Below are 15688 nucleotides of genomic sequence, written 5' to 3' on the forward strand. Positions count from 1 at the left end.
ACAAAAAAGCAGCAGGACCCCTTCATCCCACTGCCCATCTCTCCATCTATCACCAAGGCCTGAACGGCGGTGATCCTGGTGGCGCGTTTTGTATCATATCCATCAACGGAATCGTGTAAGCAAACAAAATCAATGCCACTGCAATTCCAATCCAAAGTTTCCAGTTCTCCAATATACGTGGTGTTTCACCCGCATCTTCCGCGACCTCACCAATCGGGAATTCCGTAAGGGCTTTTGGTGCGAAGAAGGAAAGGTTGATGACAATGTAGATCATCAGCATGGATGCTACAAACAAGATGACGCCACCGAGTGCCATGGTTACTTGATTTGCGAAGATACCATCAAACCAAGCGGCGGCTGTAGCATGATCCTGGTAAGTCGTGTAAGCGGTTCGTCGTGGTGCCCCTAAAAGTCCAAGCAAGTGCATCGCACCAGACATGAAGAACATTCCGACCGTCCAAAGAATCGTCTGTGTCATCGCAAGTTTGTTCATGCGTGCGGTGAAAGCTCTGCCGCGCAATACTGGAATCAGCCAGTACGCGATTCCGAAGAATGTCAGGATAACGGTGGAGCCAACGGTAATGTGAAAGTGTCCCACCACCCAAAGTGTGTTATGGACAACCGCATTCATCTGGTTACTGGCATTGATGATTCCGCCGGTTCCTGCAGGAATGAAGAACAGCATTCCCATGAATGGCGCGAAAAAGCGTGCGTCACCCCATGGTAATTTTCTTACCCAACCGAAGGCACCTCTAGCGCCTTTTGCACGACCTGCCAATTCAAATGTTGCAAAAATAGAGAAGGCGGTCAGCAGGGAAGGAACGATTACCGCAAACGTTAATACAACCTGCAGGTATTTCCAGAATTCAGAGATTCCAGCTTCCATCAGCTGATGGTGAAAGCCTACTGGAATCGAGAAGAGCAAGAACAACACGAATGCCAAGCGTGCGAGTGAATCACTGAACAATTTCCCACCGATAATTTTCGGAATACAGACATACCAAGCGATGTAAGCCGGTAAAAGCCAGAAGTACACCAAAGGATGGCCGAAGTACCAGAACAACGTGCGGCTCAAGAGAATATTGATGTTATCCACCAGTCCAAGGGACCAAGGTAAGAACTGAAGCAACACCGTCGCAGCCACCCCAATGGAAGCAACATACCATAAAAGGATGGTTCCGACTGTCATAAAGCTGAACAGTGGTGTTATCTGGCCACGGTTTTGTTTTTTCCAGCGGATATATTGGGCCAACAAGCTTGCCCCGCCAATCCAAGTTCCAACCACAAACAGGGTCAACCCTACATAATAGAGGGGAGAGGCTTGCAATGGCGCGTAAAAAGTATATAAGACCGATGCGTCATTCGTTAAGATCATTGCAAAGCTCAATAGCGTTCCGATTGTGAGTACCCAAAACCCGATCCAACCTAATCTCCTTTCAACAGGTGTCATCGTACCCAAGGTCCTGCTCATCCCGGCATGAAGGAAACCGTAGATAAAATAGGTCGTCAACACAAGTGCAAGAAGCACACCGTGTGCCGTTAACAGCTGATAATAGCTGATGCTGTAAGGAAGCTCAATCAGTCCCCCGCGGACAAGCCCCTGGACCACACCTGCCATCGTTCCTAAGAACAGCGCGGCAAAGGCGATATAAATATAGGCCATACTTAGTTTTGAATCGTGACTGTCTACTTCCGCTGTCTGTCTCATTCTTCTGTCACCTCAATTTCCATTTGCATATGCTGATGTCCGATGCCGCAGTATTCATTGCAAAGGACAAGGTATGAACCAGCTTCCTTGAATGTATGTTCCGATTGGTTGATGTGACCAGGTGTGATCATCATGTTGACGTTTGTCTGTGGGATGGTGAAGCTGTGGACGACATCCTGGCTTGTCAGTTGGAACTTGACAGTAGAGCCTTTTGGAACGGTAATTTTATTAGGTTCATAGCCAAATGTCATGGCAATGATGGTAGCTTCATAGGTATTCTCATCGATTTTATTCAATCCCGGCTCATCAAATGGAGCGGATGCTCTAACATTTTCTGCATCTACGGTGGCCATATGACTTGGTGGATGATGGCCGTGAGCGAAGGCGGTAAACCCAATGACGGATAAAAAGACAATCAAGGTTCCGACGCCGAAAATTAACCAATATTTTTCATAACGGTGTAAATGCATCTATTTGTACCCCCTTTTTTGAACTGACTAATTTCGTGAAATAAATAAGCTGAAGACGCTGATCCACGAAATGACGATAAATGCCCCTAACATAAATACGGCAATCAATGTTCCTTTTAATGAAGCTTCCTCTTCTTTCAAAGGAAGCTTATTGTCGGTAGTTTTTTCAGGACGTTCATATTGTACATTTGCCATCCCTGACACCCCTTTCTATTCCACAACCAGTTTGGAAACCATCTCGGTATGCCCTGTTCCACACATGATGTCACAAATGATTTCGTATTCACCAGGCTCAAGGTTCGCGACCACACTGCCATCTCCTTGTATCTTTACGTCTGTTCCTTTAATAGTAATTCCGTGGTGACCTTCCACGTTTTCATGGTGGATAGCAACAGGTTTGCCGGCCGGTGCAGTATAGGTAGCTTGATCGAATTCCCAATTTGAACTCTTAATTGTTACTTCCGCCTCCGCATCCTCCACTGAAACCTCATCAGAACCACAACCAGACATAACCCCTAAAAGTAAGACAAGTGCAAAGCAGCACGCCAAAAATTTTTTAAAAGAAAACATACTCGCCACTTCCTTTTCCATTTTTATATAAATGATCTATGCACTTTCATTGTAAAAGGTGGGAAGATTTAAAAGTGTGATAAAAGTCACACATTTGGAAGAAAAAGTTGAACAATTTGTTAACAAGTGAGCAAAGTGGAAAAGACGGTTTGACCTTGCACGATTTTGTTATAATAGTAGGAAAGAAATGTAATGAACCAGAGGAGGATGGAAGAGGGATGAATGCGGAAAAAACCATTATTGATAAATTGAATCTGCAAAAATATAAGAACCGTTTATTTTTGCAGTTGCCTGAAAATACTAGGGAATTTGAAGGACTGGACTATGATACTTCTATAAAGAAGGACAAGTATGATTTGATCTTCTTGTTCATGTTCTCCATGGATGATTTCAACAAGTACGCCGATGTTATAAATGAAAAACAACTGCTGTCAGATAACGGCTATATGTATGTCGCTTATCCAAAAAAGGGGAATTCCGTCTATCCGAAATACATTGAGCGGGATAGCTTTTATGCAGAATTAAATCTGGATGAGGAAAAGTATTTGCCAAACAGCAATCTTAAATTTTCAAGAATGGTCAGCCTGAACGAGGTCTTTACAGTTGTGGGGTTGAAATCGACACCGAAGAAAGCAAAAAAGAAAACAAGTGCCAAAAGCCAATGTGTGGATGACTATATCACCCACATTGATGACATTAAGAGCTTCCTAAAAAATAATGAGGCGGTCCTGGAGAAATATAACCAACTAACATATGGCTATCAAAAAGATTGGGCGCGCTATGTCTACAGTGCCAAAAGGGCAGAAACACAGGAGAAAAGACTGCATGAGATGGTAGCAATTATTGACGAAGGTCATAAATCGATGGATCTGTATAGGAGAAATAAGAAGTAATAGGAGGCCGTATTCTACATGTAGAATACGGTTTTTTTACTATTAAATTTGAATAATTGAGGTGTTTCCACTCATACTACTAAATACTATCATTCGTTGAAAGAGAGGAAACAACATGACTTTTTCCCGTCTGCAACTATCATTTGTCATCATTCTGTTTATCGGGATTTCTAATCATGTTCTAATGTTGCCTCATCTATTATCTGTCGCTAAACGCGATGCTTGGGTTTGTGTGTTAGCAGGGTATGGTATCTTGCTGATTTGGGGGATGGTTCTTTATTTCATCATGTCTCGAAACAAACAAAATATGAAGCTCTCTACCTGGATTGCTAAACGCGCGGGAAGAGTTGTTTCCGCCAGTGTCATGTTCATCTATTTTTTTCATATTTCCATCATTGCTTTTATATCATTTTATGATTTTATTACATCCATTAAGATATATTTTCTTCCTCTCACACCACAATGGATCGTCGTACTTCCTTTCCTTCTATTATGTGTATGGGGAGCTAGTTCAAATTTAAAGACTATTGTGTACAGTGCTACATTTTTATTGCCAATAGTATGGATTCTTGGCTATTTTGTCGCATTTACTACCATCTCTAATAAGGATTACTCTTATATGTTTCCAATCCTTGTGAATGGCAGCTCTCCAATCATTAGTGGTATTACAGTCGTTCTTGGAGGCAGTGTGGATATTCTGTTGATCCTGCTTTTACAACATTATTTGAAGAAGCCGTTTGTGCTTTGGCAGCTTCTGCTATTGGTTACGATATTAATTGGACTTATTTTAGGGCCTTTACTTGGGGCTATTGCTTCGTTTGGACCAAATATTGCAGCGGTTTTGCGCTTTCCGGCATTAGAACAGTGGCGATTAGTAGAGCTTGGGGAGCATGTTTCCCATTTAGATTTTTTTGCAGTTTTTCAATTAATTTCAGGTTCGCTGATCAGGGTTGCTTTATGTTTGTATTTCCTTAAGGATATCGCGTTTACATCCAATAAAATGAAGTCTATTATATTCTGGACATCTTCCTCGTGTTTACTCATTGTAGGTATTTTGCCAATTAGCGATCTTTGGATGCAAAATGCCATTGGTAATTATTTTTATCCTGGGTTACTGCTGATTGGAGTGATTCTTACCATAGGCTTGCTTGTAGTAAGCTTTATTCCGCAAAAGGTGAAAGGGACGGGTACTATATGAAAAATTCATCATCACCATGTCTAAGACTGGAAACATTAGATACCCTCTTGAAAGAAAACAACCTTCTAAATGATGAATTGGAAGCTTACTTTCAGAATTATGCGGATGTCCACTTTATTCCGATGGAAGAGAAAAACAGGGAACTTTCCATTTTTTATTGCATGGGAATGGTGGATATCAGCCAAGTAAACAAGTATTTTCACGCTATCGTTGAGTATGTTCAAATTCTTAAAGAAGCTTTTGTTGATAGCGAATTACCACCGATGGAAAAAGTGAGTTCCATTAGTGGGCTAGTTGAGAAAGTTTTCTCTGGATATTTCATCGTATTTCAACCACACAGGAATTACTTTCTGGCTTTTGAACTTACTGATGTACCAAAAAGGGAGCCTTCCGAATCCAATACTGAGGTTTCCATCAAAGGGCCCAAAGACGGATTTACTGAAGAACTGAACATCAATACAGCCCTGATTCGTAAAAGGTTGAAATCACCTTATTTATTTAATGAAAACTTTGAAATTGGAACGCTAAGTAAGACAGCAGTTTCTCTAATGTATCTGGATGATAGAGTAAATAGGGAGATGCTAAGTGAGGTAAGAAGTAGGCTTGAACAAATGGAAACAGAAAGCTTGGTTAGCAGTGGACAATTGGAGCAATGGTTGTCAAACCGGACCTTATCATTATTCCCATTATTTGATTATATCGGACGCCCTGACTTTGCGGTGGAGTGTATATTGCGGGGAAGATTTATTGTCATTGTAGACGGTTCACCGATGATATTGATTGGACCTAATAATGTTTTTGTTTTATTAAAATCACCCGAAGATATTCATTATCCGTATCATACTGTGGCCTTTCAAAGGATATTTCGAATTATTGGATTTCTTATAGCGGTTATGCTACCAGGTTTTTGGATTGCCATATCTTCTGTAAACGTGGATCAGCTTCCTTTTCAACTCTTAAATACCGTATCCATGTCCAGAGAAGGGCTGCCGATACCATTAGGGTTGGAAGCGTTCTTTATACTTGGGTTGTTTGAACTGCTAAGAGAGGCCGGAATCAGGATGCCAAAAGCAGTGGGACAGACAGTTGCGATAGTTGGGGGATTGATTATTGGGGACGCTGCAATAAGAGCGGGCTTGGCATCTGCCACTATGATTGTGGTGGTTGCTTTGACGGCGGTAGCAACTTTCACACTGGTGAACCAATCATTGACAGGGACCGTAAGTGTGTTACGAATTTATATAATGTTGTTGGGAGTGTTTTTGGGTATCTATGGAGTGTTTTTAGGTTTATTTAGTATCTTATTTTACTTGGCACGACTGGAGTCATTTAAGGTGGGGTATTTAGAACCGGTCTCCACATTAAATTTTAAGGATATTTTATCAGCCTTGCTTGTTAACCCTTTTAAAAACCGTCAGTTTAAAGCACCAATGGTACAACGGAAAGGGGGAGAAGAATGAGAGGGAATCTTAAAATGATGATGAAGGGATTAATGATAATCCCTCTTTTATTTCTAACAAGCTGCACAGATATCAAAGAGGTTCAGAACTTGAACTATGTTACCGCAATAGGAGTAGATTTCAAGGATGATGAATATATAGGATATATTCAGTTAATCAGTTTTAATTCTCAAGGAACTAACGGCAGCAGCGGGGAACCTTCTGTATGGGTCTCAGAAACTAAAGGGAAAACATTCGATGAAGCCCTCTCACAAGCATATAATACTTCACAAGAACGGCTGCTTTGGGCACACGTAAATACGATTCTAGTCAGTGAAAATGCATTGGAAGAAGGATTCCATCATATTTTTGATGTGCTGACAAGGTATTATGAGCTTCGTTTAACCACGTGGATTTTTGGAACAAAGGCCCCCATCAAGGAGGTCTTTTCTACGACAAGCTTCTTCAATCAATCAGCGTTAGCAACCATTATGCACCGTCCTATTGGTACTTATGAACAAAATTCTACTATCCGTCCAATACAACTTCAAGAATTTGTAAGGGAATTATATGAACCATCCCTCACCACCTACCTTCCATCTATCCATATTAACGAGGATCATTGGGTTCATAATATGAAACCTGATTCGAAACTCGAAATAGATGGTGCTTTTTTCTTGAAAAATAAAGAATATAAAGGGTTTTTTGCGCTTGAGGTACTTAAAGGACTTCGTTGGGTTGCCCCGGAAATGGAAAGAGCTGGAATACAAGTGGTGGACAATACGGGAGAGCCAGACTTTAATATTGTTTTTGAAAAAAATAAAGTGGATATAAAACCACTTGAAGGTGTAAGCTCGCCTCGCTACGATGTAGAGGTATCTCTTGAGGGAGTCATAGCAAATAGAGATGCAAATAAAATTGTAAATTTGAATGAAATGGAATCAAATTTAAGGGAAGAGATACATAAGGAAATTAAGGACTTATACCAACTAGGTATACAGAATGATACGGATTTTTTTCGCTTGGAGCATATCCTGTACAGGAAAAAGAATGAAATGTGGAAGTCGATTTTAGAAGATGGGGATTTTATATTATCAGAGAATTTGTTGGAGGAAATCGATTTAAATGTTAAGGTCATTCATTCTGGAGCGCTCAAAAACCGTACCATTAATATGGATGAAATAGATTGATTACAAAAAGCGCAGATTTGTTCATGTAAACTGCGCTTTTCCTTATCATGAAAACCTCTCCTATTAAATAAGTTGTATAAAGAGGAGGGGACAGAATGAGCTATGAACCGATAACTCCGTGGGAAGAGCATGAATTCTGGCTTGGCATCTTAAAGGACCATGCCTATTTTATAAGAGATTATCTATCACCAGAAGAAAAGAAATGGGTCAAGCAGGCGGAAACATTTATTGAGACTTTTGGAAAAGTGGAGCGGGAGCTGAAGAAGATTCCGCGAGATGCGCCTGTGGACTCGAAACCAATGATCAGGCTTTCCGAAATGGCAAATGAGGTAGCTTACAAGTATTACTTGTTTGAGGGAAATCTATTAAACCTTAGACTTTTCAATAAAGTCAATTTGAATTTGACCCCAACCTATTTGAACGGCACGCTTTTGGAAAATAGGGAGTACTTGAGGATTTTAGAAAGCTACGTCCAGGGGGAAGACTATCCTGCATTGACGCTAGTTGAACTGTTAAGCATGTGGCTAGATGATCAGTTAGGGCACGCTTCCCTGTTATTGAGGATGTTAGACGGGATAGAATTCGCATTGGTTGAGAGGGCCAATCAAGTGAGAGGAAAGTTCTCGCAGTTCATTGTGAAAAACGACATGATGGAAGGCTATCTCCATTTTGCAGAACCTGGCTTCCCCGCCCAGATGCGATTCGCGAAGGAAGTGTCGGTGGAGGTAGTGAAGTTTAATAATTTGGTAGCTGAAGTACTGGAACTTTATCTAAACGACGAACTCATTAACCAAAGCACCCTTCGATTCCTCGAACATCATTTTCCGGAATCATGTTACTTCATGAGAAAGCTGTCTTATTATGCACCCTCTATCAGTTATCCGGCGTGTAAGCTGACAAAGCCTACGGTTAGGAATGAAACATAACCCTCTCGAAAAAACACACTACTCGGTGGTGTGTTTTTTGAGTAGATAAAATAGTTTACATTCCCCATAAGAGGGGAAATTTAAAAAGAGAACATGTTAAAGGATGTGTCAGAATTGTCCTCTACTATTACAACTTACGTATTTGATGTGTATGGAACCTTATTTGATGTTCATTCTGTAAAAGAAAAAGCGGATGAATTGTTTGACGGGAGAGGGACGGAAATCAGTGAAATATGGAGGAGAAAACAATTGGAGTACTCGTTCCTTCGTCAATTAATGGGGAATTATGAAAAGTTCTCCGACGTAACGGAGCATTCTCTGAAATATGCTCTAAATCAACTGTCCATTTCTTATTCTAAAAAAGAAGTGGATTCTCTCTTAGAACAATATATTTGTCTGCGTGCCTATGAGGAAGTGCAGCAAGTTTTAAGCACTCTTAAAGAGAAAGGGAAGGTTCTAGCGGTCTTCTCCAACGGATCTCGTGACATGCTGGAGCCTTTGGTGGAACAAGCAGGATTAAGGAACTATTTCGATCACATCATCAGTGTGGATGACATCAAGCAGTATAAACCTACACCTGCTTCCTATACAAGTGTGCTGAAAGTGTTAGGTGTGAAAAGGGAAGAAGTCCTTTTCATGTCTTCAAATGGGTGGGATATTAGCGGTGCTAAAAACTTTGGTTTTCATACTGCTTGGATTAACCGAAATCATTTGCCGCAAGAAGAATTGGGATTAGCCCCAGATTACACAGTTGATTCACTAGATGGCATTTTAGATCGGAATTAAAGGAGGAAACGAATATGGGATATCTTAAATTAAAAGACAAAGCACCAGAATTCAAACTTATTCAAACAACAGGGGAGACTTTCTCGTTTGATGCTCACCAAAAGGAGCATGAGGCATGGCATTTGATTGTATTTTTCCGAGGATCATGGTGTCCTGTCTGTCAAAATGAATTGAAGGAGTTAGAGGAAAGCAAAGGATATTTTGAGGATAAAAAGGTACATGTCCTGGCCATTTCTACAGAAGAAGTGGAAAAACTAAAGGAAATGGTATCGGAATATGATTTGACTATGCCTGTTCTCTCAGACCCAAAACTTGAAGCTTTAGAGGCATATGGTGTCTATTATCATGGAGAAGATGCTCCGTATGAAGACCATGGTGTTCATGGGGAACCAGCTTACTTCCTTGTAGATGAAAAGGGAAAACTACTCTATCAACAAAGGCAGACAAGCCCATTTGGCAGACCATCTGTATCTGAGCTTAGAAAAATTGTGAAATCCATTGGGAAGAATCTTAAATAGACATGTCTAATAGAAAAACCGACTCTAGCATAACATTGCTAAGAGTCGGTTTTTTTTGTCAGTGTGGCATTTGTCCTTGATTTGGAACTGTCACATAGCTTTGTAGCATTGTATTCATATCCTGCATAGCTAGCTGTGGCACTTGGTAGTATTGATGTTTATTTTGGTACAAGAATATCTCATAGCTCATTTCAATGAAGTTTGGCACGCTGTCTGCAACAACACGGCGCAATACCGGATTGGTCATTTCAAGTGCCGTCATGGCAAGAAGCGTTGCAAGCCCTTTTGTATGTCCAAGCATATAAGCGGAAAGGCCGTTGTCTGCAAGGTCGCTCACTGACTGGTTCGGTTTTTTCGGCTGTGTCGGTTGGATTCCGTACACCACATCATGTGTTTGGGTCATTTTATAGACTTGAGTGGAAACGGATGGCTTTTGACCTGTGCGGAAGCTTTCCACTATCGTATTGTACATTTGGGTTACAAAGGCTGTTTGCCGTGTCAGGATATCTTTTAACACTGGATCCTGGATATGCTGCTCATACATTTGGTATTGATCCAACATATTGATAATCGTAGCAATCACTTCATGAGCATCATAAAGCTCGTGTCCACCATGGTTTGTGCTTGCCGTTTGTGAACCTGGCATATTCATATTCATGTTGGGAGGCATTTGATTTTGATTCATATTTTGCCCTTGCTGGTTAGGTTGGTTTTGGTTTTGCATCGTTTTCATCTCTCCTTAAAGTGGCATTCTTTTTTATAATGAGCAAAATTGGCCTAATCATGTATGAAAAGGATTGGGAGAATATATACTTTCCATAGTGGACAGGAGTTTCATCTTGGGTGGTGAATAGTTATTGGTGGAGGGATATAAGATGATTGAAACTCTGAAGAAGGTGCTTTTACTAGTATCAATATTGGGACAAGTGGTCGGGTTGGCTTTGCTTGTCGTTAATATTTGGTTAGGGGTTTTGTTTTACATATTCTACGTGCTTGCAATCATCGCACTCTTCATTGTGCTGATTGTGGAGCGGGCCAGGGAAAAAGAGGAGGATGACAAAAATGATTATAGTGACTACTGAGTCGGTGCCTGGGAAAAAGATTGTGGATCTGAAGGGATTTGTCAAAGGGAGCACGGTGCAGTCCAAGCATATTGGGAAGGATCTATTGGCTGGATTAAAAACCATTGTCGGTGGGGAGATTAAGGAATACTCAGAAATGATGCAGGAGGCTCGTCAAAAAGCTATTGGGCGGATGGTCGAGGATGCGAAAAGCAAAGGAGCGAACGCGATTATTTGTGTTCGTTTGGAGACCTCGAGCGTAATGGCGAATGCGTCTGAGATAATTGCCTATGGGACGGCAGTAACAGTAGAGTAGAAAAAAAGAAAGCGTTTGGCTAGCTTTGTAGCTTCAAGCGCTTTCTTCCGGTATGTTTATTTTTCCACTTTCACAATTTTTGCATCCTTACTTTCCAAACCAGTATTGGAAATGGAGGTCACGCCATATGTGTAGCGCTTGTCTTCCTCGATGGTGCTGTCCACATAAGTGGTAACACCTTCTGTTGCATACACAACATCCACGATATTGGCAGGATTTTTGTAATCTCCTTCCTGAAGCCCGTCAAAGCGATAGATGACATACTTTCTTGCATCCGAATGCTTTTTATCATCAATGATAAGAGTGATGCTGCCATCTGTTTTGTCTGCTTTCACTGTGTTTGGTTTTTTAGGAAGCTGTTCTCCGTTCCAAGGTGTTGCAGGAACAAGTGCAGGTTCCGTATAGATTTCATTCGTAAGGATATCTGCATAGCCAAGGTTATTTTTGATGATTTGTCTAAGGGAGAAGTGCATTTGTCCCAATGCATTTACATCTTGGCGATTGTCTAGGATCTGTTCAGGAAGCTCGTATGGGTTATTCCAGTTCTGGTCAAAGTTGGCTCCTACCTTGTAGTCCGCTGTTCCAATATACAAGTTCACCGGATGATTATTGGCATATTCTTCGACTTCGTTGCTCCACCAGTCAAGTAAAATAGAGTAGTTTGCTACTGCAAGGCCTCGGGACCAGTAAATTTGTGGTGTAATATAGTCGATGCTGCCGTCCTTGATCCATTGTCTTGTATCGGCGTAAAGATCATCATAGTTTGTTTGTCCAGCTTGCGTCTTGCTTCCTGTCGGGTCTTTGTCAATATTTCTCCAAACGCCAAACGGGGAAATACCAAACTGTACCCAGCTCTTTGTTTCTTTGATAGTGAAGTTGATGGCAGACACTAGGTTGTTTACGTTGTCGCGTCTCCAGTCCTCAATATTATAAAATCCGCGCGGGTCTGCTTCAAATTGCGCTTGATCCGGGAATTCCTCTCCAGCTCTGCGATATGGATAGAAGTAATCATCCATATGAACCGCTTCGATGTCATAATTTGTTACAAGTTCCTCGACAGTAGAAAGCAGGTAATCCTGCACTCCCTGAATTCCTGGATTCAAGTAATATTGATATCCATATTTAACAACCCACTCAGGATGTTCTTTTGCGACATTGTCCTCTGAGAGGCTCTCTAATGTTTCAAAAGGCATGGTCACACGATAGGGGTTCACCCATGCATGCACTTCCATGCCGCGCGCATGAGATTCATCAATCATGATTTGAAGCGGGTCATAACCAGGGTCTGTTCCTTGTGCCCCTCCAGTCACATATTTGGACCAAGGATCAATGTCGGAAGGATAAAAAGCATCTGCGGTCGGTTTCACCTGATAAATGATGGTGTTAAAGTTTTTACCTTTTAGAAAATCAAGTGTCTGTTGTACCCATGCGGTATAATCTGCTTCGCTCATGCCTGCTTTCACATCGATGTTTTGCACGGTGGCAATCCAGGCTGCTCTCATCTCATGCTTGGGTTGCTGAGTCATTTCTGCACTCCCTTTCCCTGTAAAAAGAGGGAGAGTGAAAGAAAATAATAATACCGTAATCATTATGTACTTACATGCTTGTCCAAATTTCATTTGTAGCCCCTCGCTTTCTCATTTTTATTTAGTAAACGCTTACAATAGTTGAAATAATATTTCAATATTTAACAGAAAAATTGAAATATTATTTCTGTCTCCATTATAAAAGTAATGACAAATATGGGATATAAGGCCAAAGTATTAAAATGCAGAATATTCTAAACTGTTTATTGGTACATTAGACTTATTTTTTTGAAAAACCTATTTACCTTTACGCTACGTCAAGGTGTACACTGAATTTGTCAGGAGGTGATCAGAGGTGGAATACTCCGTACAGAAATTAGCAAAAATGGCTGGAGTAACAGGCAGGACGCTGCGCTATTATGATGAAATTGGGATTCTTAAGCCGGCGAGAATCAGTGCATCGGGGTATCGTATTTACGGGCAGGCGGAAGTGGATAAGCTTCAGCAAATCCTCTTTTATAGGGAGCTCGAATTGGACCTTGAAAGCATCCAAAAAATCATCAATGCTCCAACTTTTAATGAAGTGGAAGCACTAAAAGAACACCGTGAAAAACTTCTGACAAAGCAAAAGCGGCTTGAGGGCCTCATTAAAAGTGTAGACCGGACACTGGCTGCAAAAGAAGGGAGTATTACGATGAGTGATAAAGAAAAGTTTGATGCATTCAAGCAGAACATGATAGATAAAAACGAAGCGAAGTATGGAAGAGAAATCAGAGAGAAATACGGCAATGAAACGATTGATCAATCAAATGACAAGTTGAAAGGCATGTCGAAGTATCAGTACGAACAAGGAGAAAAGCTAGGCGAAGAAGTACTCCAAGTTCTAAATGAGGCATTTCAAACCGGAGACCCTGCCGGAGACCTAGCACAAAAAGCAGCTGACTTGCACCGTCAGTGGTTAGGATTTTACTGGGATTCCTACTCCAAGGAAGCACATGCCGGCCTTGCACAGATCTATGTGGATGATGAGCGATTTACAGCTTTTTATGATAAAGAACAACCCGGTACTGCTGAGTTTCTGCGAGATGCCATCTATATCTACACAGGAATGTCAAAGCAGTAATGCAAACTTCCTAACTCCTTTTTAAAAAGTTGGGATGTGTCAACCAAGTGTATGTGTATAACAGTTACCAGGTTAATTGGAGTGAAAGGAGCGCAGACTCCCGGACTGCCCGCGGAAAGCGAAGCTCCTGTAACGGAGACCAACCGTTAAAGTTATAACCAATGAAATAAATGATTTGTCACCAGTCCCTACCCCATTCAATGGAGTAGGGATTTTTCTATTAATCTACAAATATTGACTTTACAGTGAAACTATAATAGAATTTCTCTTGATAGTTTATGAGTTTAAGCTATCGCTCTGCTTCAAAGAGCTTATAATACTCCAAAGGGGAGTAGCTGACAGTTATGTCGTCAATACGTGATGGAATAAGTCACCGGCTTAACTGGCAACATTTTTAGATGTTGTTTGCGAGACCTTTGCCACTCAGGTATAGGTTAAATAACTTTACAAATAAAACCTCTGCCAATTTTTGGTGGAGGGTTTTTTATATCCAGATAGGGGGAGAGTTCTAATCTAAAATTAGGTGGAATAGTTAAAGGTAAAGGTAGAAAAAATAAAAGTGGAAATTTTCGGAGGTGAATCCCTTTTTTTGAGGGAAACAATTGGATATTGACAGTATATTAATCATGAACTTACTTTTAGTGGCTTTGTTAATAGGTTTAACAGCGTTCTTCGTTGGATCGGAGTTTGCAGTGGTAAAGGTGCGTATGTCCCGAGTGGATCAATTGATTGCAGAAGGCAACAAGACTGCAGTAGTGGCTAAAAAGCTTATTGCAGATCTGGATTATTACTTGTCCGCATGTCAACTTGGTATTACGGTGACAGCATTAGGTCTTGGTTGGTTAGGAAAACCGACTGTGGAAAGACTTCTGTATCCTTTATTCGATAGCTTAGGAGTACCTGCGTCCGTTTCTACTGTTGTTTCGTTTGCGGTCGCTTTCTCGCTTGTAACGTTCTTGCACGTAGTAGTCGGGGAGCTTGCACCGAAGACACTTGCGATTCAGTTTGCGGAAAAGATGACATTGCTTATCGCGAGACCTTTATATTGGTTCGGTAAGCTGATGTACCCATTAATTTGGGCATTGAACGGTTCAGCGCGTGTGTTACTCCGCATGTTCGGGGTACAACCTGCAAGTCATGAGCAGGCTCACTCGGAAGAAGAGCTCAAAATTATTATGACGCAAAGTTTTGAAAGTGGAGAAATTAATCAAACAGAACTATCCTACATGGAAAACATATTCACTTTTGACGAAAGAGTCGCACGGGACATCATGATCCCGCGTGTGCAAATCGTCACTTTATCTAATAGCATGTCCAGAGAAGAAATTATCAGCATATTGGATGAACACCAATACACCCGCTATCCTGTTACAGAGGATGGGGACAAAGATAATATTCTCGGGTTCGTAAACGTAAAGGAAATGCTAACAAACTTCGCTGCCGGTAGAGCAGGCGAGATGAAAGACTTCCTTCACGAGCTTCCACTAATTCATGAGGTGACCTCCCTGCAAGATGCCTTATTAAAGATGCAGGAAGAACAGGTTCATATCGCACTAGTCATTGATGAGTACGGTGGTACGGCCGGGATCATCACGATGGAAGATATCTTAGAAGAAATCGTCGGGGAAATCCGTGATGAATTTGATGCAGATGAAGTACCGGATATTCAAGAAATCGAAACAGACCTTTATCATATAAATGGCCTTGTCTTGTTGACAGATATTGAGCAACGATTCGGGGTAACATTTGATGAGAAGGATGATATCGATACGATCGGCGGCTGGATGCAAGTGATGCTACAGGACCTTGAAGAAGATGAAGAGGAACACATTAAGCATGGTGAAAACATTTGGACAGTACTCGAAATGGACAATCACCAGGTAAAGCAAGTTGGTCTTCAATTGAATGCATTATCCAATCAGCATCAATCTTTAATATAGTAAAAAGGTGCCGCACTTCCGTGA

Annotated in this window: 17 protein-coding genes; 11 read left to right on the forward strand and 6 right to left on the reverse strand. The window is 41.2% G+C overall.

Annotated elements, in window-relative coordinates:
- Nucleotides 1-49: 49 nt before the first annotated feature.
- The 4 genes from HF078_RS04710 to HF078_RS04725 are packed head-to-tail and all read right to left on the reverse strand — an operon-like array spanning nt 50 to nt 2748.
- A complete protein-coding gene (locus tag HF078_RS04710; protein WP_169290064.1) occupies nt 50-1708 on the reverse strand; it encodes a b(o/a)3-type cytochrome-c oxidase subunit 1 in 1659 nt (552 codons plus the stop codon).
- The gene (locus tag HF078_RS04715) at nt 1705-2178 is read right to left on the reverse strand and encodes a cytochrome c oxidase subunit II (protein WP_169290065.1); all 474 of its coding nucleotides are present in this window, start codon (nt 2176-2178) and stop codon (nt 1705-1707) included. Before HF078_RS04715 ends, HF078_RS04710 begins: the two co-directional genes overlap by 4 nt.
- Nucleotides 2179-2205: 27 nt before the next feature.
- A complete protein-coding gene (locus tag HF078_RS04720; RefSeq protein WP_169290067.1) occupies nt 2206-2373 on the reverse strand; it encodes a cytochrome c oxidase subunit 2A in 168 nt (55 codons plus the stop codon).
- Between the two features lie 15 nt (nt 2374-2388).
- On the reverse strand, nt 2389-2748 hold the full coding sequence (locus tag HF078_RS04725; protein WP_169290068.1) for a cupredoxin domain-containing protein: 360 nt from the start codon (nt 2746-2748) through the stop codon (nt 2389-2391).
- Between the two features lie 107 nt (nt 2749-2855).
- On the opposite strand from HF078_RS04725, the gene HF078_RS04730 reads away from it, so the two are divergent.
- From HF078_RS04730 to HF078_RS04760, 7 genes are all read left to right on the forward strand, one after another.
- Nucleotides 2856-3641, forward strand: coding sequence for a YdeI/OmpD-associated family protein (locus HF078_RS04730; RefSeq protein ID WP_346775310.1), 786 nt, complete (start codon nt 2856-2858; stop codon nt 3639-3641).
- Nucleotides 3642-3756: 115 nt separating this feature from the next.
- On the forward strand, nt 3757-4839 hold the full coding sequence (locus HF078_RS04735; RefSeq protein ID WP_169290070.1) for an endospore germination permease: 1083 nt from the start codon (nt 3757-3759) through the stop codon (nt 4837-4839).
- A complete protein-coding gene (locus HF078_RS04740) occupies nt 4836-6299 on the forward strand; it encodes a spore germination protein (protein WP_169290071.1) in 1464 nt (487 codons plus the stop codon). The genes HF078_RS04735 and HF078_RS04740 overlap by 4 nt, the downstream gene beginning before the upstream one ends.
- Nucleotides 6296-7468: a Ger(x)C family spore germination protein gene (locus HF078_RS04745; RefSeq protein ID WP_169290073.1), complete on the forward strand. Its 1173-nt coding sequence runs from the start codon at nt 6296-6298 to the stop codon at nt 7466-7468. The genes HF078_RS04740 and HF078_RS04745 overlap by 4 nt, the downstream gene beginning before the upstream one ends.
- 95 nt (nt 7469-7563) lie before the next feature.
- Nucleotides 7564-8394 (forward strand): DUF2935 domain-containing protein, encoded by an 831-nt coding sequence (locus HF078_RS04750; protein ID WP_169290075.1) that lies wholly within the window; start codon nt 7564-7566, stop codon nt 8392-8394.
- A gap of 114 nt (nt 8395-8508) precedes the next feature.
- A complete protein-coding gene (locus HF078_RS04755; protein WP_169290076.1) occupies nt 8509-9180 on the forward strand; it encodes a haloacid dehalogenase type II in 672 nt (223 codons plus the stop codon).
- 14 nt (nt 9181-9194) lie between these two features.
- Nucleotides 9195-9698 carry a peroxiredoxin family protein gene (locus HF078_RS04760; protein ID WP_169290077.1) on the forward strand — a complete coding sequence of 168 codons (504 nt, stop codon included), beginning with the start codon at nt 9195-9197 and terminating at the stop codon, nt 9696-9698.
- Nucleotides 9699-9756: 58 nt separating this feature from the next.
- Here the strand turns inward: HF078_RS04760 and HF078_RS04765 are convergent, their stop codons facing one another.
- Nucleotides 9757-10422 (reverse strand): spore coat protein, encoded by a 666-nt coding sequence (locus HF078_RS04765; RefSeq protein WP_169290079.1) that lies wholly within the window; start codon nt 10420-10422, stop codon nt 9757-9759.
- 151 nt (nt 10423-10573) lie between these two features.
- Between HF078_RS04765 and HF078_RS04770 the strand changes: the two genes are divergently transcribed.
- Both HF078_RS04770 and HF078_RS04775 read left to right on the forward strand, forming a co-directional pair.
- Nucleotides 10574-10780 carry a hypothetical protein gene (locus HF078_RS04770; RefSeq protein ID WP_169290081.1) on the forward strand — a complete coding sequence of 69 codons (207 nt, stop codon included), beginning with the start codon at nt 10574-10576 and terminating at the stop codon, nt 10778-10780.
- Nucleotides 10761-11075 (forward strand): YbjQ family protein, encoded by a 315-nt coding sequence (locus HF078_RS04775; RefSeq protein ID WP_169290083.1) that lies wholly within the window; start codon nt 10761-10763, stop codon nt 11073-11075. Before HF078_RS04770 ends, HF078_RS04775 begins: the two co-directional genes overlap by 20 nt.
- Before the next feature lie 56 nt (nt 11076-11131).
- On the opposite strand, the gene HF078_RS04780 is transcribed toward HF078_RS04775, so the two are convergent.
- Complete coding sequence (locus HF078_RS04780) at nt 11132-12694, reverse strand: glycoside hydrolase family 10-like protein (protein WP_169290085.1); 1563 nt, start codon at nt 12692-12694, stop codon at nt 11132-11134.
- Nucleotides 12695-12956: 262 nt separating this feature from the next.
- On the opposite strand from HF078_RS04780, the gene HF078_RS04785 reads away from it, so the two are divergent.
- Together HF078_RS04785 and HF078_RS04790 are read left to right on the forward strand one after the other, a co-directional pair.
- Nucleotides 12957-13724, forward strand: a complete 768-nt coding sequence (locus HF078_RS04785; RefSeq protein WP_169290087.1) for a TipAS antibiotic-recognition domain-containing protein — start codon at nt 12957-12959, stop codon at nt 13722-13724.
- 608 nt (nt 13725-14332) lie between these two features.
- Nucleotides 14333-15664, forward strand: a complete 1332-nt coding sequence (locus HF078_RS04790; RefSeq protein WP_169290133.1) for a CNNM domain-containing protein — start codon at nt 14333-14335, stop codon at nt 15662-15664.
- Nucleotides 15665-15688: the final 24 nt, after the last annotated feature.

This window comes from Bacillus sp. RO2, assembly GCF_012911845.1.
Classification (GTDB): Bacteria; Bacillota; Bacilli; order Bacillales; family Bacillaceae_I; genus Sutcliffiella_A.

Excerpts from the sequence above, each read along its gene's own strand:
- HF078_RS04780 (WP_169290085.1), bottom strand. The coding sequence starts at position 12,694 with ATGAAATTTGGACAAGCATGTAAGTACATAATGATTACGGTATTATTA.
- HF078_RS04765 (WP_169290079.1), bottom strand. The coding sequence starts at position 10,422 with ATGCAAAACCAAAACCAACCTAACCAGCAAGGGCAAAATATGAATCAA.
- HF078_RS04775 (WP_169290083.1), top strand. The coding sequence starts at position 10,761 with ATGATTATAGTGACTACTGAGTCGGTGCCTGGGAAAAAGATTGTGGAT.
- HF078_RS04770 (WP_169290081.1), top strand. The coding sequence starts at position 10,574 with ATGATTGAAACTCTGAAGAAGGTGCTTTTACTAGTATCAATATTGGGA.
- HF078_RS04715 (WP_169290065.1), bottom strand. The coding sequence starts at position 2,178 with ATGCATTTACACCGTTATGAAAAATATTGGTTAATTTTCGGCGTCGGA.
- HF078_RS04710 (WP_169290064.1), bottom strand. The coding sequence starts at position 1,708 with ATGAGACAGACAGCGGAAGTAGACAGTCACGATTCAAAACTAAGTATG.
- HF078_RS04745 (WP_169290073.1), top strand. The coding sequence starts at position 6,296 with ATGAGAGGGAATCTTAAAATGATGATGAAGGGATTAATGATAATCCCT.
- HF078_RS04740 (WP_169290071.1), top strand. The coding sequence starts at position 4,836 with ATGAAAAATTCATCATCACCATGTCTAAGACTGGAAACATTAGATACC.
- HF078_RS04750 (WP_169290075.1), top strand. The coding sequence starts at position 7,564 with ATGAGCTATGAACCGATAACTCCGTGGGAAGAGCATGAATTCTGGCTT.
- HF078_RS04720 (WP_169290067.1), bottom strand. The coding sequence starts at position 2,373 with ATGGCAAATGTACAATATGAACGTCCTGAAAAAACTACCGACAATAAG.
- HF078_RS04725 (WP_169290068.1), bottom strand. The coding sequence starts at position 2,748 with ATGTTTTCTTTTAAAAAATTTTTGGCGTGCTGCTTTGCACTTGTCTTA.
- HF078_RS04760 (WP_169290077.1), top strand. The coding sequence starts at position 9,195 with ATGGGATATCTTAAATTAAAAGACAAAGCACCAGAATTCAAACTTATT.
- HF078_RS04735 (WP_169290070.1), top strand. The coding sequence starts at position 3,757 with ATGACTTTTTCCCGTCTGCAACTATCATTTGTCATCATTCTGTTTATC.